Source organism: Sphingobacterium sp. MYb388 (genome assembly GCF_037479535.1).
GTDB classification, from domain to species: domain Bacteria; phylum Bacteroidota; class Bacteroidia; order Sphingobacteriales; family Sphingobacteriaceae; genus Sphingobacterium; species Sphingobacterium anhuiense.
Map to the genome: position 1 here is coordinate 835,127 of NZ_JBBGYV010000001.1, position 21,755 is coordinate 856,881.

The window sequence follows — 21,755 nt, forward strand, 5'->3', positions numbered from 1 at the left end:
CAGTATGGCAGGTTTTCATGATAAACTGGTTCTGAATAAATATCTATTGTCTTTATTCGGAATAGAAAGTATTGGTAAAAAAATAACAGGAAAAAAAGGAGTAGAAATCTTTTCGGAACTAAAGCTATCTATAAACGAAGGCTATACTGAAGAAGGAAATACCCGATACTTACAAACTTTGATCAGTCATCTGTATAATTCGGAGCAAATCACAGCGACGATGTTACAGACGTATGATGAAAATATCGTGCGCTTTACTAAGCAGATATCAGAAAAACGTGGTGAGCAAATCATTTGGAAGTATTTTCAATACTTGTCTCTTTTGTTTGCAGAGGTGTATCTGGATAAATACTTTCAGAATAAAATAAAATTATTAGCAGATTTAAACGAGTTTGTAAAAAAGTTTAATCTAAAGCAGGCAGAGGCTGCAGCTGGGAAAAAGAAATCAAAAGATTTATTTATTGCGGAGCCATTCACTTTGGAAGGTTTGAATAAATTAGCTTTTTGGAATGCTACTGGTTCGGGGAAGACCTTGTTGATGCATGTCAATATTAAGCAGTATTTACATTATGCAAATCAATATAATCAACATCATCAAAATAAGGTGTTGTTGATTACGCCCAATGAAGGTTTAACGAAACAGCATATAGAAGAATTTAAATTATCCGATATCAGAGCCAATATCTTTGCGAAGAACAGTCCAGGGATGTTTTCGGGTAAAGAGGTAGAAATACTTGAGATTACTAAGTTGTCCGAGACCAGTGGAGATAAAACGGTGGCTGTTGAGAGTTTTGAAACGGACAACTTAGTATTGATTGATGAAGGTCATGGTGGGATGTCTGGTGACACTTGGAAAAAATATCGTGATCAATTAAGTGAAACAGGTTTTGCGTTTGAATATTCGGCAACCTTTGGTCAAGCTATCAATGCGGCAGCTGGTGTAAAGAAAACGCGGTTTACGCAAGAGTATGCGAAGAGTATTCTATTCGATTACTCGTATAAGTATTTCTATGAAGATGGTTATGGTAAGGATTATCGAATCTTAAATCTCAAGGGAGACGATGAGCAATATCGTAAATTGTACTTAACAGCCAATTTGGTTTCTTTCTTTCAACAGCAATTGGTTTATAAGGAACAGAAAAATCAGTTGCGTGATTTTTTGTTGCATAAGCCGCTTTGGGTATTTGTGGGATCAACTGTGGTAGGTAAAAAGAAAATTGAAAAGTTAACAAAAGAAGAAAAGTTGATAGTATCTGATGTATTAGAAATTATCAATTTCTTCGCTGATTTCTTGAAAAATCCTGCTGTTTCCATACAACATATAGAAGCAGTTGTTCAGAATACGGCCGGCTTAGTTGATAAGAATGGTTATTCTATTTTTGAAACATCTTTTAGTTATTTGGTGAATCAAAATTTGGATGCAGGTACGATTTTTAATCAAATCAATGCTCTTGTATTCAATAATTCGACTATAGGCGCAAATCTATATTTAGATAATCTGAAAGGTGCTGATGGGGAGTTAGGTTTGCGTGTGGGAGATAATGACTATTTTGGTGTTGTTAATGTGGGTGATGAGAAAACGCTACATCAATTGGCAATTGATAATCAATTACTGGGAGGAGATCGTGATTTTTCGGATTCCCTCTTTAAATCTATTAATGAAGATACTTCTCCTATAAATCTATTAATTGGATCTAAGAAGTTCTCAGAAGGTTGGTCATCGTGGCGAGTTTCTTCTATGGGATTGATGAATGTAGGTAAGAGTGAAGGCTCGCAGATCATTCAGTTGTTTGGACGAGGTGTACGACTAAAAGGGTATAATTTTTCATTAAAACGTTCTTCAGGTTTAGATGATTATCAAAAGCCTGCTGATGTAAAACAAACGAAGTCTATTCTAAGACATTTGGAAACGCTACAGATTTTCGGTATAAAAGCGGATTATATGGAGCAATTTAAACAGTTCTTGGAAGAAGAAGGATTGCCTGTTAATGATTCATCTTGGATCACGATTAAAGTACCGACCGTTCAAAAAGATATCGTTCATCAGAATAAATTGAAGTTAATCGCTGTCAAAGATTCTGAAAATTTTAAACGAAAGGTCATTGTTCCTTTGCATCTAAATTTAGCGATGTTTGATAATAAGATTGTTGAACTGGACTGGTATCCTAAGATTGATGTAATGGAGAAAAAATCTTCAAGCACAGCGATACGGAAGCATGAAGGTGTTTTGTCAGAGCTGCATTTAAGCTTTTTAAATTGGAATGCTATTTATATGGCTATTCAGCATTTTAAGGCAGATAAAGCGTATCATAATCTTTCTGTTAATTTGGAATCGCTACAAACTATTTTAAAAAATAGCTTCTGGTATAGACTTTTGGTTCCGGCACATAAACTCGGTTTTAATCAGTATAGTAATGTTGCTATTTGGCAGGAGCTGGCTATTGCTTTATTGAAAAAGTATATTGAACAATACTATTTGTACCATAAAAATGATTTCCATTCAGATCATGTTGAAGCTATTCAACTCCAAGGAGCTGATGAGAACTTTGTTTTGGAATATGATTTTAGATTAAATACAGATGAAGATGTAGAGCAGTTTCAACAGAAAATTGATGAGTTAAAATCATCTGTTGTAGATCCTGCTTTTACAAATATCCGAATTGCTAATGAGGCTAGTGCTTTTGATAATTTACTTCATTTGTATAAGCCATTAGTTTATTTAGGGAAAGATTATCAGAATAAGATTCAAGTGAGTCCAATAGCATTGGATGCTTCAGAAAAGCAGTTCTTAGATGATTTGGTAGACTATACACTGAGGCATCAAGACAAATTAAAGGATACTGAAGTTCATGTCTTACGGAATCAAAGTAAGAAGGGATTGGGTTTCTTCACAGATGGCAATAATTTCTACCCTGATTTTATCCTTTGGATAATAAAAGATGATAAGCAGTTTATTAAGTTTATTGATCCTAAGGGTATTCGTAATTCTAAAGGTATCAATGATCCTAAGATTCAGTTCCATAAGGTGCTGAAGGAAAAGATACAGCCGCAAGTGGCTCATGCTGGTATTGAATTGGATTCATATATTGTTTCTAATAGCTCGTATTTGGAAGTTCAATGGAAAGATAAATTAAGCATCGAAGCGTTGAACGAACAACATGTGTATTTTCAGAAAGAGAATGTAGGAGCTTATATTGAACGAATATTGAACTAAGGGTATACTGTAGCTGGGTTAGCTTCTAAAAGCTGCCAAAACTAGTTTTGGCAGCTTAATTCTTTTATTCCATAATCCAAATAAATGGAAATGTTTAGCAATTTAGTGAAGTTTAAGGAATCTGCTAATAGCAAGATTACCAGTAGGTGCTGAACCTTAAACATTTTCTTTGATACGATGGGACAAAAACAATCTTCGTGGAGCAAAATTTGAACAATTAGTTTGACCCAAAAGATGAACAATGTATTTTTTAGGCTGAAGTAAACTATCGATAAACAATTCTCTTAGTTTTCCAATAAGATAAGGGTGATTAATTTTACTTGCAGTATCTGCATCTGCAAGAGCCTTTTTAATGCTGTTGTTTAATAGAGTTCGGTAAAAATCATTCATATGCTTCTATTTAAATACTTCTTCTCTGTGGTATTTCATATACCGCTTGTTGTCTTCCGTTAATTCTATGTTCATGTTATTTGTAATTCCAAATATCTCTGGTTTATCCAATCGTTTTGAAATTATTATAAACCCATCTTCATCAAATGAAATATACCCCCTGTCAAATAGTTTATCATAGTTAGGAAGCAGGAGTAGACCGTTGTTAGGGTCTATTTTCTCATGATTTTCACATTTGCACCAAGGTTTAATATGTGACGCAATTAATAGTGATACATCTGTATAGTTTGAAATTGAACATCCATTCCAGATTTCGATAAGTTTCTTTCGAAATTGACCTTGACCAATGCGTGCTAGAATTAGTATCTCTTTTTCTTTTGGACTTTGATCATTGTTAATAATTTCAATGATATCTTTTGATGTCGTATTTTGATCATCTGAAATATATTCAATGTACAAATCCAATGCCCTACTATACATACTATTTCCTCTGGAATTTTTAGCGATTAAATCGGGAGTTTCATTATATAATGTCTGGATTTTTTTTAACTCACTTATATCTTTGATATTATAGATAGAGTCGATAGCTATTGTACCTTTAAGATCATTTGAAATAGTTTTTACCGCGCTTACATATTTTTCTGGTCTAGTTATCTGAATATGGTTATCTAGGAGCCAATTTTTAAAAAGGATTTCTTCAGTCGAAGCTGCAGAGATAATGTTAGAGCTATTTATAAGACCATTTGTATCTTTCAAAATTACTTCAACATGTTCTTTAAAAAAACTTAATACATTACCATATTTAAATTCTGGAACTGCTTCTCTCTCGCTAGAAAGAATCTTATCATTAGGTCTATCATACAATGCATACCATACATAATCATCGTCAAATGACAGAAATAATTGTTTAGCTGTTTTTTGATTTTGATGATTTTTATTAAATATGGCAAACCAGACACGTTCACTTCCAGTATTACGAGCACCATCAAACGCTACTGTTTTGACAGAAGTTGTAGACATAATATTCAAGTCTATACGAAGAGATTCTGTCAAATCATAAAACGTCTCATAAACTAAATTATTTTTTTCGGAAGTGAGGAATGGATAAAGGATTGAAAAAAGATTTTTATATTGGGTGAATTTCTTAGGAAACTCTTTTTTACCGCTAGCAAAACTCTGATTGATAGCTAATCTATTAATTGAACCCTCTTTAAGTTGACTCGCCAAATCTTTACGAATGCTAGTTACAGGACCTTTTGAATTTATATATTTATTGTATAATCGATCTTTTGTTTCTGGTTTTATCGATTGAATAATGTCAAATAATTTATCATTATCACTAACAGCTTGTTTTATAAGGTTTGAAAATGCTGCTATTTCAACCATTTTTTCACGTAGTTTTCCCATTTTATTTTTTTCTAACTAATCCACTCTTTAATCATTGCTTCGTAGAAAAAATAAGATGCATATGCTATAAGTGTTACGTTTATCACATATAGGTATTTGATTTTTCCAAATTGGTCATTTCTCAATATTACTATATTCAATAAGGAGGCAACAGCTCCAATTACACCAGCTAATACGGCACCTAAAGCACCACCACCAATAAAGGCCAGTAAAAAGGGTAGGAGGGCGAATGCCATTTGGTACCAGGGCAATCTTTCGACGATACTATATTTTACATCATTAATTTCTAAAACAGGTATGATGTCAGGAAATGCAGATTTTGGATATGCTTTCACAATTTTTCCATTGCTATCAGGTATTAAAAATGGTTTACCTATTTCAACTGATCGCTCCACGAGTACTTCGTCTTTGTATAATATCTGCTTACCTGTCCAAAATAAAACTTCTATTTCAAAGGTTGAGTCCGGAAAGTTGGGTAATGTAAATTGGCTATTCATATTAACTAAATCTGAATTAAAATTTCTGGATTTTCTGTTCTATTTCTTCTAAAAATAACTCATTGGCTCCTTCCCATCTTCCCAGAATTTCTCCTCTTTCATTGATCAATAATCTTAAAGGAACAGCAAAGACCAATAGCTCTCGCCTTATATTTTGTAGATTACCTGACTTGTAAGAAAGATGTTTCCATATATCTATTTTGTCTTCATAAATAGCTTTCTTCCACTTCGCCAGATCTTCATCAATGGATATGGACAATATTTGAAACTTATCTTTATATTTTTCACGTAATGCTATTAGTTGTGGATGTTCTTTTCTGCATGGAATACACCAGCTTGCCCAAAAATCAATTAACATAATTTTACCTTTAGCCAAAAAAAAAGATTAATAGTGTCGCTGTTGACATCAGGTCCTGTATAATTTTTGATGCTTTTTTGAGCATGATAGTCATCTAATACGACGATAAATTGTTTTATCGCTTTATAAATAGCATTGTCTTTTAAAATTTCATTATCTGAAGAAAACAGTGGTTTAAACTCTTCGTATCTATCTCTACCGTATTTTTTTTTCAAAAGAATCTCAAGGCTTTCTAAAGCTGTCAATGAAAAAGGATACTCTTTATAGTATGATAATGCAGTGGTTATTCTCAAATTTTCAAGCGAGTCGATCTTATACGTTAAATAGATAAGAGAATCTGTGTCCGTTTTTGTTCCTTGAAGATGAGAAAGCTGTTGAATAGTAGAAGTAATATCTCTTCTGATCTCAAGCAATGATTCATTATATCGAATATTATCTAGTTGTGCATCGGAAGGATTTTTTACATGTGATCCACTAATATCGCTTGTTAAATAAAGGTCTGTTATAGGCTCTGAACAATAGAATTCATAAGATTTATTATCCTTATCATATTTAATGTTATATTTTTCATTAATACTTTTAGGAATTATCTTTTCGAAGACTCCGCTTCTTATAAATGTTGAATCCAAATACGATCCATTTTTTGTAAGAAAGGAAATCATCAATTTTCCTTCAGATATTTCGCTTCTACCTGATATTTTTACCGTTTGAGAAAAACTTAAGGCACAATTAATAAAAATTAATACAATTACATAAAGATAAGATGATAATATTAAAAGGGATTTATTTGTCATGTCGAAGCTTTATTTAATATATGTCTTTTTATTTTTCAATCATTCCTACCTTGTAAAAGCAAAATAAATCACATAGAACCAGCTTAAAATACCATGTAAAATGGCCCATAGGATTGATTTATTGCGATCCCATGAGGCTACAACAGCGATCACGGATCCCAGTCCAATTCCTGATGTCGTAACAATCTTTGTGTTTTCTGTAAAGTCCTGCCCGAAAACTATAGTCGTCATTGTTAATAGGAATAGGAGTAATGTTAGTTTTCTCATATATCTTGTGATTTATCTTTACCAAACCACCAGTAGAAAATGCTCCCAATGAAATTGAAAAGAAACACAACTATTATCCATAGAATCTGCTTATTGCTAGACAGATTTTTATTTTTTAGAATGTGATAAACAGTATATAAAACAATAATAAAAGGAACGATGAAAATTGCTAAAAGCATTTCTGATGTTCCAAGGTTTAAGAAGGCTAATGTCATAATTTATTCGTTTTATTGATTAGGTTTTATTGTTAGCATTTATATATTCATACACTACATTATCAAGATAATTGTCATCAGTAACGTCTTCAAGAAGTGTAAAACCATTTCTTTGAACCAGTTTGCGTGATTTCAGATTATCCCGATGTGTTTTCGCTTCGATACGGTTTATATGTAAAGAAGCTGCATGCTTTAGTATCAATTTCAACGCACTATCCATTAATCCCTTTCCTTGAAACTCAGGTAACATTTCATAACCCAATTCAGCATACTGATTATCAAGATCTATACGCCACAGCGCAATTGTGCCTGCAAATTCATTTGTATCTTTTGTTCTGATAATGAAAAACTCGTCTATTCTCATTCTATCCTCCACGAAGATTTGAATTTCTTCAAGAGATTGGTCAAGACTTCTCATTAAAAATTTACCAACGTCTGGATCAGTCCTTAATTTATGGACATCTTTAATATCCATGATGTCCACATATTTCAGCAAAACATTATTCAATACCATCTGGTGGTTCATATCTTTAAATTTTGTCTCTAAACTCATCTTGTTTTGGCCGGCTTTCACATCAAACAATCATATTATTCATTTTGTAAGCCTTGATGTTATGAGTTCTGTCGAAATTCCTATTTAACCACATTTCAAAATGTGGTCTAAATAAAGTAAACTTATATTCACTTATTTTAACCTGCTCTATTGGATTTTCCCATACATTTTTTTTAATAAAATTAGACACATATGTTAGGTCTTGATTAACATCAAAAAGCTCAACTGTACCATTTTCATCATTGCCTTTTATTAAGAGAAAAGGCGATTTTTCCCAACGATTAATTAGGCTATTGGATTTATTACTAATCGATACGATCATATAAAAAGGAAGATCAGGTTCAAAAAATCTAGTACTATTTTTTATATGAGATTCGGTTCTTATCACAATTTTTTTTTCCAGAAGAGGTTTTTTTAAACTACTCGCTAGTTTTTCTACATCAGTGACGATTAGTCTCTCAAAATCTGCTTTAAATTTCTTGTATTTAGCCCAGTAGATTTCATACTTAAGATATTCCTTTTGTTTCTTTTCCTTTGCTGTTAGCTCCCTCTTAATGCTATTTTTATCAAGTTCTAAAAGACTTTTTTTTAGTGATTTAATAAGGTCATCCATATTAGTATAATATTTTATTGTGTATTTCCCAGTCTACTAATCGCAAAGTAAATGTCGTATATCCAGCTACTCAAGCCACTTATTGCTCGTTATATGATGTGTTTGTTGATATTTTCTTTATTTATAATTGTTATTATTTGATCGTCTAAATTTTACTACCATTTTGTAGAATGTAATAGCTCTCTAATGTCTATTTTTAAGTATTCAGCTATTTTGTAAAATTTTAAAAGATCTGGTTGTTGCTTATTATTAACCCATCTAGACACAGTGGATTCTGATACATTGAACAATTCAACAATAGTTAGGTTAGAGATACCATGTTCAATAAAAACTTCCTTAAGACGATTAATTTTTATCATAAAAAAATATTTGGAAATAACTTGCTGTTTAAAATCAATTGTTGTATATTTGTGTTAATAATAATAGCGAAGCTTAATTAACAGGTAACTGTTAATTGAACGAGTCTCTCTATTTGGGAATAAATCCGGCTAGAAATAATCCCTAGAGAGTACACGTGGATCGTCTATGTAATGCTGGAATATTGTATCTTTATCGATCATATGCCGGCAAGACGGTCCTTGCGTTTGTACTTCTGTGGGTAAGAATATTAATTTATTAATATTCCAAGGTTTTTCTTTAGCCGGATTTTCCTCCAAAACAGAAGGAGTGAGGACCAGTCTTCTGGTAATTCATTTATCTCTTCTCTAGACGGCTTGTTCACATAACCAAAACAATTATGATTGAACAAAAAGTAACCACCAACAGAACCACCACTCACCTTATCCAGGATAAAGGTCATCGGTTCGCTTATTTAAAACTTTTAAAGAACGTCATTCGAGCTCCACAATAGCTCGCTAATAAAAAACATATTTCCAAATAGGTGAGGGGGAAACTAGTACCAAATCAAAAGGTGCGCAGATAGTAGAAAGCATGGTGTGATGACCATACCTGATACTAAAAAATTCGAGCTCTTGATCGGTTATTATCAGCTTCTTACCATTCCTGAATGGTTTTATGTTACCGACTTTTATTTTATTTGTGCACAATATTATGCTCCAACAAAAAGAGGATCGGAGGCCTACTTTTCAACTTGATACTTTAAAAGTACAATCTTTCCCTTAGTTAAGCAAATAATATTCGTTAATATTTTATCGTAATACATTAATATTATAGAATTCGGTTTTGTTCTTTAATCCAAATTATGCAATAGCGGAGACTACAAATAACCAATTGACGAAGACTATATAATTGCATTTTCATTCTTTATTTTTTTAACCTGGTTTCCTTAAGGCCCATGCTATGTCCAATCTGGTAGGGTTTAAGGGAACCAATTTAAACCTTAAAAAAATGCAAAAAACTTGCAAAGGGGACAGCTATGCGCTATCCCGAGAGGAAGAAATGTTTTCTTATTTGAGTGAAAAGTGTGTCCCCGTTATCAAAAAACGAACTATGATAACACTCTTACCAGATCGATTTTTTAAAAAGCCTGAGTCATCATCTACTCAGAGCTCCAAGCAGTCGGCGATGAAATATCTGATGCAGGAAAGACCTCCACAGCGCTATTACTCGTTGATGATATGCTTGTTAGAGCCGTCGGATTCCTTTAGCTCAGTAGTTCGAAATGACAGTACCGATGTGCTTCGGATATCACTGATCAATATGACCATTTATGAGATCTATCTATTTGCGCTGGGACTGCCTGCAAACTTTCCGACCGATCAGATTCTGATACTCGGGGAGCATAGTGAACAGTTTTTACCCAAGTATAAAGGTGATCATATATCGACTTACTGTTATGAACTGACTGTACCTGCACGTACAGAACGGGAAGAATACTGCCAAAGGATATTGAATGATCTGAATGAGCACTTTGGGATTGATGTACGGGTTGAAAAACTCACCATTGTCAAAGACAGCAGAAAAGTACTGACCATCCGTGGAGAGTCTGTCGAATTGCTGTGGGAAGAACAGTTGATGCTGATCATAAAAGCTAAAGCTGCAGTAGAAATGAATCAAGAATTCATATTAGAAAGAATTAAATAAAGTTTCACTACCTGTGGACGCCGATTCTTCCGAGGGATACATTGACGACCTGGTCAACCCTCGGTAAGAAACGGTGAAAGGGGAAGCTTTATCCAAAAATTAACAACAATGAACACATATATAATATATATAAACAAGCTCTGGGGATATCTCCGGAAGCAATGCAAGCCACGAGGAGCAGACATACTGCTGATCAGTAAGGTGCTCTTAGTGTGCTTATTCATGACCTTTCATATGTTGAGTAGTGCTCAGACGCCCCGCAAGGACAGCGGGGCTGATGGGCCTATGAATCATGTATTGCGCGGTACTGTCGTATCTGCTGTAGATAACAAACCATTAGATGGTGTATCGGTCCGAGTCGAAGCCGAAAAGGCTAGAACCTCCACCAAGAAAGATGGTACTTTCAGTCTTTCGGTCGAGAGTCTGAAAGGATTGGTGAAGTTTACCTATGTCGGCTACAAAAGCCAAGAAATCAATTATACCTCAGGAGTATCAATAATCGTAAAATTGATACCTGAGGATAATAAGCTTGACGAAGTGGAGGTGGTGTCGACTGGATACCAGAAGATTCCAAAAGAACGAGCAACTGGAAGTTTTGAGTTTGTCGATAATAAGCTTTTCAATAGGAAGGTGTCTACCGATTTTGTGAGTAGGCTAGAGGATGTGGTGCCGAGTATATCTTCTCTAAAGGTATTTCCTGAAAATAAAGGTAAACTTTTAGGGATAAACATAAGAGGATTGAGCACAATGCGATCAAATGTCTGGCCTTTAGTAGTAATTGATGGTATTCCATATCAAAATAATTTTGATATGTTGAACGGTTATTTCATGAATATTAATCCTAATGACATTGAAAATGTTACTGTACTGAAAGATGCCGCAGCATCCTCAATATGGGGAGCTCAATCTGGCAATGGTGTAATCGTAATAACTACAAAACGCGGAGAATATAATCAACCTTTTCAGTTATCAGTGAATAGTAATGTGACTGTTGGAAACAAACCTGATCTTTATTACTATCCGCAGATGAATACGTCAGATTATATAAATCTGGAAAAGGATCTTTTCGACAAAGGCTATTGGGATAGCCGTATGTATGATTTTTCAATCAATTTAACACCAGTAATTCAATTGCTCAAAAGACATAAAGAGGGTGATTTGAATGAAGGTGACTTGAATATGCAATTGGATTTATTGAGAGGAATCGATATGCGTGATGATTTTAACAAGTACATCTATAGAAAATCAGTAAACCAACAATATAATGTACAATTAAGTGGTGGATCTGAAAAGATCAATACTTCTTTTTCTATAGGGTATGATAAAAATTTGGATAATCTGGTTACTTCTTCTTATAAGCGCTTCACAGCAAAGAATAACACACAGCTGCGTCCTGTTAAAAATTTGACTTTAGATTTAGGAGTTACTTACACTAATTCGCAGCGTAAAAATGCTGCGGCTAATATGATCGGATATAATGCGATGGGCAGAGGAGTGGGAAACTTTCCATATATGCGAATGGCAGATGATCAGGGTAATCCCTTAGTAGTGGATGCGATCGGATTTAATCCAATATTTCGTGATACTGTAGCCGGAGGGAGGCTTTTGGACTGGAAATATCGACCATTAGCAGAATTGAATGATACTCATGTAATGACCAATATTAAGGAAACATTCTTAAATATTAAAGGTGCTTATCAGATATTACCCGAATTAAGTGCTTCTCTTTTATACGCTTTTCAGCATGCAAGCCAACCTCAAGAGACGTGGATGGGAATGGGATCAAGCCGACACCGAGGGGATATCAACTATCGGGCATCATGGGACAATAATAAGGTGATATGGAATCTACCAGTGGGTGATAATCTTTATAAAACGGATCGCTATAATGCTACGAATCAAGGAAGGCTTCAGCTAAATTTTAATAAAGATTTTGGTCAATTACATAGTGTCAATGCAATCGCTGGGTTTGAAATCAGAGAAATTCAGAGTGAAGCGATGACTAACATACTGTGGGGATATGATCCAGAAAATCTAACTTATAAAAATGTAATTTACGATGTGATGATGCCCGCATTAAATGGGATTGCTGGAATGACCGCAATATATGATTTTTCGGAAATTGAAAAATATACCAATCGGTTTACTTCGTACTTCGCAAATGGATCTTATACCTATAATAAACGGTATACCATAAGTGGGAGTATCCGTAAGGACGCTTCTAATTTATTCGGTGTAAAAACTAATGATCGTGGCCAGCCTTTTTGGTCATTTGGAGGGGCATGGCTATTGTCTAACGAAGCTTTCATAAATAATAATGCTGTTCAACTTTTAAAATTACGAGCGACTTATGGATATAATGGTAATGTGAACAATAGTACTTCAGCTTATCCGATTATCAATATTCAATCATCCCCACATTTTAATACAGGTCAGTCGTATGCGAGTATGCAGTCGCCACCAAATCCCAGTTTACGATGGGAACGTGTAGGAATTTTTAATTTGGGATTGGACTTTTCTTTCATTAATAGGATATCGGGCAGTGTAGAGTACTATGTCAAACGCCCTAAGGATTTAATAGCAAGCTCACGCATTGATCCAACAACAGGATATAGTTCACTGAACATTAACAGTTCCAATTTAGATGGACGAGGTGTAGATCTCTCTTTGAATAGTGTTAATATTAAAACAAAGCTATTTACATGGAGCTCTAATCTTGTCTTCGCTTATAACAGAACTAAAGTGGCCAAATCATATGTCAGCAACACCAGAGGGAAGGATTACATAACCGGTGCATATGGTATGTTGCTCACACCGATAGAGGGGATGGATCTATATAGTTTACTGACCTATAAATGGGCTGGCTTGGATCCTGAAACAGGTAAGCCAAGAGGCTACGTGGCGGGTGAGATATCGGATGACTATGGTACAATAGTTAATCGGAGCACAATTGACGATCTTCAGAATCATGGTACTTTACGTCCAAAGTATTTCGGTTCTTTCCGAAATGGTTTCGTTTATAAAAATCTAGATCTATCTTTTAATATCTCTTATCAGCTTGGTCATAAATTTATGAGATCTTCCTTTAGCAATGATGCTTTTATTGAATCTGGAGTAGGACACGCAGACTATGCGCTGCGGTGGAAGCAATCTGGAGATGAGTTGAAATCCAATGTGCCGGCATTTACATACCCTAATAATTTTTATGCTAGTGAATTTTACCGTCAATCGGCCGCACTGGTCGAGTCAGCTGGGCAGATTAAATGGCGTGATCTACAATTAAGCTACACTTTCAGTCAATTACAAAAAATAGGTCTTAAAAATATGCGAATATATGCATATGCCCAAAATTTGGGAGTTATATGGCGTGCGAATAAACTCGGGCTAGACCCCGAATATGGCAATTCCATTCCTGAACCTTTGTCATTATCGTTAGGCCTTAATTTTAACCTATAAATCTGGAATCATGAAATACTCAATAATTTACCTTCTACTTGTCATAATCATGAGCAGTTCCTGTTCCGATTATCTAGATCTCAAGCCTGATCAGAAAATGGCTATTCCAAAAACGTTGGAGCATTGCGAATTGCTACTCAACGATTACAGTGCTATGAATACTGGTTACCCTACATTGGGAGAGGTCGCCGCAGATGATTACTATCTGAATACCTCAGATTGGAAATCATTATCAAATTTTGATGAACAGCATACATACAACTGGTCACTTGAATTTATGACATTAAATACCCATTGGCAAAATCCTTATAAAACTGTTTATCTGAGTAATCAGATTCTGTCCATATTAAGTCATTTGGATCAAAATAATGATAAAGTAAAGTACGAGAAAACGCTCGGCGCGGCACATTTTTTTAGGGCATTTGCTTTCCATCAAATTGCTTCTGTTTTTACAATGCCTTATCAAGCCGGAACTGCAGAATCAGAATTGGGAATTCCATTGCGTCTGAGTCCAGATCTTGATTATAAGTCATCGCGCAGCAATTTAGCTGCTACCTATACGCAAATTGTGGTAGATTATAAACATGCGATTCGCTATCTACCTGTGGTCGAAACTTTAAAAGGAAGACCTGCCAAAGCGGCTGCTTATGCAGGGCTGGCTAGAGTATATCTAGATATGCAAGATTATGATAATGCCTATGCTTATGCAGATTCTTGTTTGAATTTAAAGTCTGATCTGCTGAATTATAAAGATCTCAAAGCATCTGCATCTCTACCTATTCCAAGGTTTAACATTGAGGTCTTATTTCCAGCGATAAGTATATTTAGCAGCCCCTTGGGACAATCATTTGCTCGTATTGCTCCAGATCTCTACCAGAGTTATGATGTGCATGATTACAGGAAGACGGTGTATTTTAAACCCAATTCATTTGATGTCGGCACCTATGCATTCAAAGGATCTTATGATAATTCGGCAACAACTCCTTTTGTAGGTCTTACAACTAGCGAAGTTTATCTGATCCGGGCCGAATCGGCTGTGCGAACAAATAATATAGGTCAAGGACTGCGAGATCTTAATACACTTTTGAAAAATCGGATTGATCCAGTGTTTTTTGTTGCAGTAACAGAGAACGATCCTGATCTGCTCTTAAGAATTGTTTTACAGGAGCGTAGAAAGGAATTGGTTTTCAGAGGTAGAAGGTGGTCTGATCTTCGGAGATTAAATCAAGATGAGCGATTCCTAAAAACCTTAAAACGTAGTATAGATGGACAAAACTATACACTTGAACCGAATAGTTTAAAATATGCACACTTAATTCCAGATTTAGTAATATCAGAATCAGGAATACCACAAAATAAACGCTAACATCATGTTTAATAAAATTACAACACTAGTAATATTCTTATTTTTAAGTCCATTTATTTGGGCTCAAAATACGCAAACAATTGACCGTAGTTTGGAATTGCGGATTGGACAGGCATTTCCCGATATTCCAAAGTTATCGGTATTAAATAGCGCTAAAAATCAAGTTTCGCTCGATCAGTTATCTAACAAGATCATCATCCTTGATTTTTTCGATACTTATTGTACAAACTGTATCGCAGCAATGCCTAAGTTGCAAAAACTACAAAATGAATATGCAGATAAAATACAAGTCATTTTGGTCACTTGGCAAGATAAAGCCACTATTGAAAAATTCTTCAAGGCAAACGCTTTTCTGAAAGAAAATAAGATAAACCTCATTACAGTATATGCAGATACCTTATTACGGAAATATTTTCCTCACAAAGGAGTACCACATACCGCATGGATTTACAAAAATAAAGTACAGGCAATTACTTTTTCGGATTTTGTGAAAGCAGAAAATATTGAATATCTATATGCAAATGGTTCTATTCAGTTGCCTGTTAAGTCTGATTTTAATGATGGTCTTAAAAATAATACGGTAAATGAGAGGGGCAAACAATTGGGATCTGTTTCTATTTCAGGTTATAGGGATGCTGTAGATCCGAATGGAATTATAATCAAATACGATTCTATATCAGGTATGCAAAAAAGTTCTTTTTACAATATTGATATTTTAGGTGCTTATACTGGAGCTTTGAGTAAAATCAAAAAACCTCAATTTTTATTAAAAGATGAACGTATAGTTTGGAAGGTAAGAGATTCATCATTGTATAAGTATCCAAATGGAGAAATTGCTTTTAACGAGTGGCTGTTGCGAAATGGAATTTGTTATGAACGTTATGATCATGTTGTAAGACCTGATTCGTTACAAGCGCAATTTATTCTAAATGATTTAAATGGTTTTTTAGGATTGCATGTTTATTGGTCTAAAAGAGATATGCCTTGCTTGGTTTTGGAAAAGGCAAATTTAAAGTCTGGTGAAGTTAAAACTGACGATGGCGAACTTGCAGGAACTTCCGTATTGGCATTTATGATTGACTACCAAAATAAATACCCACCAGTGGTAGATGAGGTTAATTCTAAACAAAAAATACGGCTAACTGATTACTCAAATTTAGAGCAAATTAATTTGCAATTGTTAGGTTATGGATTGCAATTGAAAGAAAAATATAGATTAATTGATGTGCTTGTATTTGATCAACGAAATTGACGCAATAAGGGGTTAGTTCATCACTAACCCCTTTCTAATAAAACCTATTTTACGGGTCTAATCCTTATTAACTCTTCAATTGTACGTTAGCAGACGCTGATCTGTTGTGTAAGGCTAAAATCATTTCATCTTTAAGTGCATCTGTTAATTCCGGTTTATTATTTAAATCCGGATTGGCTTGCACTGCACAGATTTTATTTGTTCCTGTACAACCTGATGGAGTTGCTGCATCGTAGTCTTGGGAGTCAGTAGGATTAGAGCCAGTTAATATAAACCAAGCCATAATTACTTATTTCTTTAGATACTATCATAATTTAGTTAATTGATCTCGAAGACGCTTTTTAAGCGCTTCGGCCCCCTGCAGTTGCCAAATGGGAACTGCTTTTTTTGGCTTTAGGACTCCTTATTCGGCCAAAAACTTTTTCCCCGTACCATTTTCTGGGGAATGTCGTAAATCTACGTCCATGTGCATCACGCACCGGACCTGCGCAGCAACAGCTTCCCAGTAAAGACCTGCGATTTACCGCAATCTGTCCAGCAGTCCTGCAGCTTATTGCTGTAGACCCGTAGCTCATCCTGGAGCTAGCAAAGCGCCTTCCTTTTGGCTGCCTTCCAGATTGTCCTGTACTAATTTTCTGCTGTCGCTTCATGTTTAAAAATCTAGTTTATAATTTAAGATGCTTTGGGAGAACTTAGGTTCTGCTTGTATCATACTGGTTTCGCTCTCGTTAGCGTTCACCCGTTGCATCTTTTATTTTGATCAATCTGCTAACCACCAATGGGAGAGGAGACATCCGTAATTATTGTACCGATCAACTAAAGTAAAGTTAGGGGCAGAAAGGGCGGTTTGAATCTTTAAAATTCGAGATATGCAACATGAAATTATGAGATTTGCATCATTAAATTTGATGAAATAAATCTTTGAATTTCTCGCAAGTCATGAATTGATAATCCTTAACGTGAGTCTATTTTGCAATTCAGATTGATGAAATGCGTGGTTGATCAATCTGAATAGCGCTAATAGCTGAGTATCGTTTAAATGTTAATATTGCTATAGTATGCAGCGGTCATTCCTAAAAAGGAACTTTTATCATTGACACTACAGTATTTGTAGGCTTCGGGATAATCCTCTTTAAATTTCAAGATCCGTTCCCTGGCTGTGAGGTGAATGAGTTTGCCTCGGTAACTGCGTCTTATCAATACCTCGCCAAATAAATGTTCGAGATGTTTGAGAAATATAGGGTGTTTTTCTAAGACTTTAGACAGGTTACTGTTCCTGATCAAAATCACCGTCGAGTCGACATCTGCTTCAAATTGGCTATGATCCATCTTTTCAATGTGATAGATCAATTGGTTGGTGCTGATAAAATCCACGACATCCTCGCGTGCTTCAGATTCATTTTCAATACGCTTGATGATCATACCGTCCAAGATAAAATGCAGATCAAATTGCTCCGCAGTGATGTATCTATTTTTCTTGATTTTTTTAATTTCCAACACGGTTTTAAGTTCCTGCCACAACTGCGGTGGGATCGGGTAATTTTGACTCATATATTCAAAAAACTGCTGCTCATAATCAGATCTATTCATAATGGCTTTATTGGTTTTAAAGGGCTTAAACTTTTAAATATATAAAGATTGTGTCCGGGTATTGAAAATAATCGCACACAGGCATTTTTTTGGTATCAATCTCGCTTTTTTTGGTATGAGCGGCTTCAGGGATAAGCTTTTGGCGTTCAATCTCCTTTATTGCCTATGTAGGGTTTTATTTGGTTTAGTCTCAATTTCATGCCCATTTTTGACATGTGAATTCACAATAAACATTGTCTTTCCGCTATGGCCAGGGGAAGACTATTTTAAAAATTTAAACGACTAATATTATGAAATTGAAAAATATAGAAATCAGAGATGTGCGTCAGATGAATGGGTTGACATGCATGGAATGGACAGAATTATCAGCTATGCTAAGCAAAGATAAAGATGATGAGATGGAGTTAAAATGTCCAATCTTATTTTAAGAACCGATAACACTTGCGCTTTGCCTCAGTTCTGAGGCAAAGTGCTTAAATAAAACCGTTATGAACAATACACTGAATACTTGGGGTTTTGCATTATTCTCTTCGCATCTGCATCATTTTATACCAGATATATCTTGGGAACAGCATATTGTTATTTTTCAGGAATGGGAGCACTATCACAGTCCCAAAAACAAACTTCTTGCGTTACCAAATATGCATTTATCGAATAAGATCGATTGGTATGGATTGCCGGCTGGCATTTTGGTACTTTTCCATTTGGGCGATCACTTGTTCTGGCCACAGAAATTGGCAGATGAGGGTATTGCATTTGATCTTGTGATGGATCGGGCTGTATGGGAGAAAAACACAGCTGTTCTGACAGCTTTGCAAAGAAAATGCACCGTAAATGGAGCGAAATGCTGTTATTTTTTTAGTGACGATCCGATGCTGATCTTTAAAATCAAAGCGAGTCTGAAACAGCATCGTCACGTGTTGATATTTGCCGATGGTACCAGCGCTGCTTCTGCGGTTGACAAACGTGTTGAAGTTGATTTTCTTGCTGGGAAACTAGCCGTGAAGCCAGGCATTGCTGTGATCAGCTATCTGCTCAAATGCCCGATTTATGCCTTGCATTCTCATATGATAGAAGATGTATTGATACTGGATCTTATGCATATTTCTCTTCCTAATACTCCAATATCAAGAGAAAGTTACGTCATGCAAACCATGCAGAGCCTGTTTGCTGGTTTCGCCGCAGTGATGCAACAGCAACCTTACCGTTGGGAATGTTGGGGGTATCTGCACAGGAATGGCATGTGGAATCCTAAAAATGTTAATTTAAGCGAAGATGAAAAGATCCTCGTTCATTTCGTGAAATTGCCTATTCAGGATGGCTGGGCCTACTTTGATCGTGTAAATTATATGCTGTATCATTAATATTATTTTCTAAATTGATTTTTAGGAAATATTTTATAAATTGCTTATTGATCAACGACCAAAGAACTTAATGAAATTTATACTCCCTAAATGGATAAGTTTTACTTTTATTTTTATCGGGATAACCTTCTTTTTTTCGACTTTGAACTGGTCGGTGAAATTGAAAGATATTCAAGAGAGTAAATTTATCATCATTGGCTTGCTGTATACGGGTTATGGATTTGGGTTTTACCGCATATTTGATGGTCTTTTCCAAGCAGAGCATTGGAATAAAAAGAAGTTATTTTTGTGGGCTTGGCTGAAGCTCATGTTATCCATCCCATTATTGGTATATGTATTGGTTTATATCTTGCTACCACAGATCGGGATTTATTTTGATAGCGGTAAATATCCTTTTTCTTTCATTCAATTTTTATTCCGGTTATTATTTTCCTCGATTTTAGTCAATATAGTTCCGTTAGCGATATGTGGAATAAAATCTTTTTTTCATTTTCAAGCTTCCAGACACAGGGAAAAAAAGTTGCAAAATAAAATTGAGCGCTATGTACTTCAATTGGAATCAAGACATATTGCTCCTCATTTTGTCAAAAACTTTGTGGCTTTGAGCTACCAACAAAATCTAAAGAATGATCCCAAATTGATGGAAGCATATTTTATGGAATTTACTAGTTTGATGGGTTATATGTTGGACTCCGATAACCTCAATGATGGGGTTTCGGCGGAGGAAGAATGTGATATGTTCTTAAGCTTTACAAAATTAATCTGTTTGGTGTACGGAGACCAGGCAGTTCAATTTAATAAACCGTTGCAGGGATGGGCGGGGCGCTTACCAGCTGGCTTATTGCTCTTACCAATAGAGAATGCACTCAAATATGGGATATGGAGAAAAGGACACTGTGGTTTACAGGTCAATTGGGAGCAAGATGGAAATCATTTAATCATGACATTTACAAATCCATATGATGCTGTTAAAAGGAATAGCATACAATCGCTCGGGACCGGGTTTTCTTTGATGCAGCATAAAATAGAGGCCGATGATTGGCCCATATCCATCAGCTATCGGGATCAGAAAGGCGTATTTATTTTTCAGATTAATATTCAGAATAGATGAAACAGGAGTTATATCAGGTGCTACTGGTAGATGATATGCCAGATGCTGTCAAGGTATTGCGCGATCGGTTAAAAGCGTTTGATTTTTTAAATGTTTTGCCTATCCAGTCGGATCCATTTGAAGCACGATCTTTTATCACGGAGAATAAGATCGATATTCTTTTTTTAGATATGGATATGCCGGGAATGGACGGATTTACGTTGATTCAATCATTACCCGAGCCACCGGTGGTGATCATCTGTTCAGGACATAATAGTTATGCGTATGAATCATACGATATGCAGGCCGTAGGGTATGTGGATAAGATGGTCGGCCATGAGAAATTGGTAAGAACTTTAAAGCTTGCAGTTGCAGAGGTAGATAAGCGTGCCGCTTCACGCATCCGAAAATCCACCACGATATCTTTGCGCTGTATGGAAACAAAAGTGATGAAGATCATTGATAAAGCACATATTTATATTGCTGAAATTAATGGGAAGGAATTGACTGTTTATTTGAAAGGTGCGGATAATCAAATTGAAAAGTTGCAATCCAATATTACGTTAACAGAACTGTACAACCAGTTGTCGTTGCAAGATTTTATAAGAATAGGAAGAAGCTATGTCATCCACCGTAAGGCTATTGAGGGCTATACGCATTCGAAAATTGTAATTAAAGATCTCAAGATGAAGATCCCTGTTTCAGCGTTGGATTACCAGGAGTTGTTATCTTTTATAAATCAAGCGGAATAGATTGATCAATTTTTGTTTAGAAACAGTCCTCTCCAGCTGTTTCTATTTAAAATTTATTAGAGCAGTAGCTTTCTAATTTCTTCTTCCGGTAATCCGGTATAGTCCGCAAATATACTGATGCTGACATACTGGTTTGCTTTCAGTCCGTAGCAATCGCGTATAGACTGGAAGATTTTGTAGGTGTGTTTTTCTGTACGTCCTAATATAACCGCCGCTTCTTTGGGGTATATGCATAAACGATCGTTATTTTTCATGTTATCCTAGTTTTTAGAGGGATGAGCTTTTGATTATCAGATCATCTGGATTGTTCGTGATTGTTATTCCGGCAGACAAACATATCCTATCAAACCACCTGTTAAGCAGGTATAAAGTGTGGATTAAGCACGCATAAAGTTTATTTTGCTATAAACAGTATGTATGCAGGCGAAGTGCGTGGTAAGTGCGTAGTAAGTGCATGAAACATACTGTTTTTAAACTGTATCTACGCTCTATATATGCTTATGCCATGCCTTATCACTAAGTAACGTTCAAGTT

The 21,755-nt window shown here is 35.3% G+C and carries 23 protein-coding genes; 9 read left to right on the top strand and 14 right to left on the bottom strand.

Features of this window, described 5'->3' with window-relative positions; translation table 11 throughout:
• Positions 1-4: 4 nt before the first annotated feature.
• On the top strand, positions 5-3,214 hold the full coding sequence (locus WH188_RS03755; RefSeq protein WP_339423299.1) for a DEAD/DEAH box helicase family protein: 3,210 nt from the start codon (positions 5-7) through the stop codon (positions 3,212-3,214).
• A 156-nt stretch (positions 3,215-3,370) separates the two neighbouring features.
• On the opposite strand, the gene WH188_RS03760 is transcribed toward WH188_RS03755, so the two are convergent.
• The 10 genes from WH188_RS03760 to WH188_RS03800 form a co-directional block, all read right to left on the bottom strand.
• Positions 3,371-3,604 carry a hypothetical protein gene (locus WH188_RS03760; protein WP_339423300.1) on the bottom strand — a complete coding sequence of 78 codons (234 nt, stop codon included), beginning with the start codon at positions 3,602-3,604 and terminating at the stop codon, positions 3,371-3,373.
• A gap of 6 nt (positions 3,605-3,610) precedes the next feature.
• Positions 3,611-5,011 (bottom strand): HNH endonuclease, encoded by a 1,401-nt coding sequence (locus tag WH188_RS03765; RefSeq protein WP_339423301.1) that lies wholly within the window; start codon positions 5,009-5,011, stop codon positions 3,611-3,613.
• An 11-nt stretch (positions 5,012-5,022) separates the two neighbouring features.
• The gene (locus WH188_RS03770) at positions 5,023-5,508 is read right to left on the bottom strand and encodes a hypothetical protein (protein WP_339423302.1); all 486 of its coding nucleotides are present in this window, start codon (positions 5,506-5,508) and stop codon (positions 5,023-5,025) included.
• 16 nt (positions 5,509-5,524) lie between these two features.
• Positions 5,525-5,884: a TlpA family protein disulfide reductase gene (locus WH188_RS03775; protein ID WP_339423303.1), complete on the bottom strand. Its 360-nt coding sequence runs from the start codon at positions 5,882-5,884 to the stop codon at positions 5,525-5,527.
• Complete coding sequence (locus tag WH188_RS03780; RefSeq protein WP_339423304.1) at positions 5,860-6,660, bottom strand: hypothetical protein; 801 nt, start codon at positions 6,658-6,660, stop codon at positions 5,860-5,862. Before WH188_RS03780 ends, WH188_RS03775 begins: the two co-directional genes overlap by 25 nt.
• A 45-nt stretch (positions 6,661-6,705) precedes the next feature.
• Positions 6,706-6,927 (bottom strand): hypothetical protein, encoded by a 222-nt coding sequence (locus WH188_RS03785; protein WP_339423305.1) that lies wholly within the window; start codon positions 6,925-6,927, stop codon positions 6,706-6,708.
• Positions 6,924-7,142 carry a PLDc N-terminal domain-containing protein gene (locus tag WH188_RS26265; RefSeq protein WP_132771234.1) on the bottom strand — a complete coding sequence of 73 codons (219 nt, stop codon included), beginning with the start codon at positions 7,140-7,142 and terminating at the stop codon, positions 6,924-6,926. The genes WH188_RS03785 and WH188_RS26265 overlap by 4 nt, the downstream gene beginning before the upstream one ends.
• A 19-nt stretch (positions 7,143-7,161) precedes the next feature.
• A complete protein-coding gene (locus tag WH188_RS03790) occupies positions 7,162-7,695 on the bottom strand; it encodes a GNAT family N-acetyltransferase (RefSeq protein WP_165905933.1) in 534 nt (177 codons plus the stop codon).
• Between the two features lie 22 nt (positions 7,696-7,717).
• A complete protein-coding gene (locus WH188_RS03795) occupies positions 7,718-8,308 on the bottom strand; it encodes a hypothetical protein (RefSeq protein ID WP_339423306.1) in 591 nt (196 codons plus the stop codon).
• Between the two features lie 155 nt (positions 8,309-8,463).
• The gene (locus WH188_RS03800) at positions 8,464-8,667 is read right to left on the bottom strand and encodes a helix-turn-helix transcriptional regulator (RefSeq protein WP_339423307.1); all 204 of its coding nucleotides are present in this window, start codon (positions 8,665-8,667) and stop codon (positions 8,464-8,466) included.
• A gap of 988 nt (positions 8,668-9,655) precedes the next feature.
• On the opposite strand from WH188_RS03800, the gene WH188_RS03805 reads away from it, so the two are divergent.
• The 4 genes from WH188_RS03805 to WH188_RS03820 all read left to right on the top strand — a co-directional run bounded on the left by WH188_RS03805 (position 9,656) and on the right by WH188_RS03820 (position 16,425).
• A complete protein-coding gene (locus WH188_RS03805) occupies positions 9,656-10,351 on the top strand; it encodes a hypothetical protein (protein ID WP_339423308.1) in 696 nt (231 codons plus the stop codon).
• Positions 10,352-10,459: 108 nt separating this feature from the next.
• The gene (locus tag WH188_RS03810; protein WP_339423309.1) at positions 10,460-13,807 is read left to right on the top strand and encodes a SusC/RagA family TonB-linked outer membrane protein; all 3,348 of its coding nucleotides are present in this window, start codon (positions 10,460-10,462) and stop codon (positions 13,805-13,807) included.
• Between the two features lie 10 nt (positions 13,808-13,817).
• Positions 13,818-15,173: a RagB/SusD family nutrient uptake outer membrane protein gene (locus WH188_RS03815; RefSeq protein WP_339423310.1), complete on the top strand. Its 1,356-nt coding sequence runs from the start codon at positions 13,818-13,820 to the stop codon at positions 15,171-15,173.
• Positions 15,174-15,177: 4 nt separating this feature from the next.
• Positions 15,178-16,425 (top strand): TlpA family protein disulfide reductase, encoded by a 1,248-nt coding sequence (locus WH188_RS03820; RefSeq protein ID WP_339423311.1) that lies wholly within the window; start codon positions 15,178-15,180, stop codon positions 16,423-16,425.
• A 67-nt stretch (positions 16,426-16,492) separates the two neighbouring features.
• On the opposite strand, the gene WH188_RS03825 is transcribed toward WH188_RS03820, so the two are convergent.
• The 3 genes from WH188_RS03825 to WH188_RS03835 all read right to left on the bottom strand — a co-directional run bounded on the left by WH188_RS03825 (position 16,493) and on the right by WH188_RS03835 (position 18,015).
• Positions 16,493-16,708 carry a hypothetical protein gene (locus WH188_RS03825; protein ID WP_339423312.1) on the bottom strand — a complete coding sequence of 72 codons (216 nt, stop codon included), beginning with the start codon at positions 16,706-16,708 and terminating at the stop codon, positions 16,493-16,495.
• 58 nt (positions 16,709-16,766) lie between these two features.
• Positions 16,767-17,075 carry a hypothetical protein gene (locus WH188_RS03830; RefSeq protein WP_339423313.1) on the bottom strand — a complete coding sequence of 103 codons (309 nt, stop codon included), beginning with the start codon at positions 17,073-17,075 and terminating at the stop codon, positions 16,767-16,769.
• A 385-nt stretch (positions 17,076-17,460) separates the two neighbouring features.
• Positions 17,461-18,015, bottom strand: coding sequence for a hypothetical protein (locus tag WH188_RS03835; RefSeq protein WP_339423314.1), 555 nt, complete (start codon positions 18,013-18,015; stop codon positions 17,461-17,463).
• A 290-nt stretch (positions 18,016-18,305) separates the two neighbouring features.
• Here WH188_RS03835 and WH188_RS03840 point away from each other — a divergent pair, with 290 nt between their 5' ends.
• From WH188_RS03840 to WH188_RS03855, 4 genes are all read left to right on the top strand, one after another.
• Complete coding sequence (locus WH188_RS03840; protein WP_021190927.1) at positions 18,306-18,443, top strand: hypothetical protein; 138 nt, start codon at positions 18,306-18,308, stop codon at positions 18,441-18,443.
• 60 nt (positions 18,444-18,503) lie between these two features.
• Complete coding sequence (locus tag WH188_RS03845) at positions 18,504-19,379, top strand: hypothetical protein (RefSeq protein WP_339423315.1); 876 nt, start codon at positions 18,504-18,506, stop codon at positions 19,377-19,379.
• A 70-nt stretch (positions 19,380-19,449) separates the two neighbouring features.
• Positions 19,450-20,490, top strand: coding sequence for a hypothetical protein (locus tag WH188_RS03850; protein WP_339423316.1), 1,041 nt, complete (start codon positions 19,450-19,452; stop codon positions 20,488-20,490).
• The gene (locus WH188_RS03855) at positions 20,487-21,221 is read left to right on the top strand and encodes a LytR/AlgR family response regulator transcription factor (protein WP_339423317.1); all 735 of its coding nucleotides are present in this window, start codon (positions 20,487-20,489) and stop codon (positions 21,219-21,221) included. Before WH188_RS03850 ends, WH188_RS03855 begins: the two co-directional genes overlap by 4 nt.
• A 56-nt stretch (positions 21,222-21,277) precedes the next feature.
• Here the strand turns inward: WH188_RS03855 and WH188_RS03860 are convergent, their stop codons facing one another.
• Positions 21,278-21,475, bottom strand: coding sequence for a hypothetical protein (locus WH188_RS03860; protein ID WP_132771248.1), 198 nt, complete (start codon positions 21,473-21,475; stop codon positions 21,278-21,280).
• Between the last annotated feature and the right edge of the window lie 280 nt (positions 21,476-21,755).

Bases quoted from the DNA above. Each gene is read 5' to 3' on its own strand.
- WH188_RS03770 (WP_339423302.1), bottom strand. From the start codon at position 5,508: ATGAATAGCCAATTTACATTACCCAACTTTCCGGACTCAACCTTTGAA.
- WH188_RS03860 (WP_132771248.1), bottom strand. From the start codon at position 21,475: ATGAAAAATAACGATCGTTTATGCATATACCCCAAAGAAGCGGCGGTT.
- WH188_RS03760 (WP_339423300.1), bottom strand. From the start codon at position 3,604: ATGAATGATTTTTACCGAACTCTATTAAACAACAGCATTAAAAAGGCT.
- WH188_RS03785 (WP_339423305.1), bottom strand. From the start codon at position 6,927: ATGAGAAAACTAACATTACTCCTATTCCTATTAACAATGACGACTATA.
- WH188_RS03825 (WP_339423312.1), bottom strand. From the start codon at position 16,708: ATGGCTTGGTTTATATTAACTGGCTCTAATCCTACTGACTCCCAAGAC.
- WH188_RS26265 (WP_132771234.1), bottom strand. From the start codon at position 7,142: ATGACATTAGCCTTCTTAAACCTTGGAACATCAGAAATGCTTTTAGCA.
- WH188_RS03835 (WP_339423314.1), bottom strand. From the start codon at position 18,015: ATGAATAGATCTGATTATGAGCAGCAGTTTTTTGAATATATGAGTCAA.
- WH188_RS03795 (WP_339423306.1), bottom strand. From the start codon at position 8,308: ATGGATGACCTTATTAAATCACTAAAAAAAAGTCTTTTAGAACTTGAT.
- WH188_RS03805 (WP_339423308.1), top strand. From the start codon at position 9,656: ATGCAAAAAACTTGCAAAGGGGACAGCTATGCGCTATCCCGAGAGGAA.
- WH188_RS03810 (WP_339423309.1), top strand. From the start codon at position 10,460: ATGAACACATATATAATATATATAAACAAGCTCTGGGGATATCTCCGG.
- WH188_RS03765 (WP_339423301.1), bottom strand. From the start codon at position 5,011: ATGGGAAAACTACGTGAAAAAATGGTTGAAATAGCAGCATTTTCAAAC.
- WH188_RS03780 (WP_339423304.1), bottom strand. From the start codon at position 6,660: ATGACAAATAAATCCCTTTTAATATTATCATCTTATCTTTATGTAATT.
- WH188_RS03850 (WP_339423316.1), top strand. From the start codon at position 19,450: ATGAAATTTATACTCCCTAAATGGATAAGTTTTACTTTTATTTTTATC.
- WH188_RS03845 (WP_339423315.1), top strand. From the start codon at position 18,504: ATGAACAATACACTGAATACTTGGGGTTTTGCATTATTCTCTTCGCAT.
- WH188_RS03815 (WP_339423310.1), top strand. From the start codon at position 13,818: ATGAAATACTCAATAATTTACCTTCTACTTGTCATAATCATGAGCAGT.
- WH188_RS03790 (WP_165905933.1), bottom strand. From the start codon at position 7,695: ATGAGTTTAGAGACAAAATTTAAAGATATGAACCACCAGATGGTATTG.
- WH188_RS03800 (WP_339423307.1), bottom strand. From the start codon at position 8,667: ATGATAAAAATTAATCGTCTTAAGGAAGTTTTTATTGAACATGGTATC.
- WH188_RS03830 (WP_339423313.1), bottom strand. From the start codon at position 17,075: ATGAAGCGACAGCAGAAAATTAGTACAGGACAATCTGGAAGGCAGCCA.
- WH188_RS03755 (WP_339423299.1), top strand. From the start codon at position 5: ATGGCAGGTTTTCATGATAAACTGGTTCTGAATAAATATCTATTGTCT.
- WH188_RS03855 (WP_339423317.1), top strand. From the start codon at position 20,487: ATGAAACAGGAGTTATATCAGGTGCTACTGGTAGATGATATGCCAGAT.
- WH188_RS03840 (WP_021190927.1), top strand. From the start codon at position 18,306: ATGAAATTGAAAAATATAGAAATCAGAGATGTGCGTCAGATGAATGGG.
- WH188_RS03820 (WP_339423311.1), top strand. From the start codon at position 15,178: ATGTTTAATAAAATTACAACACTAGTAATATTCTTATTTTTAAGTCCA.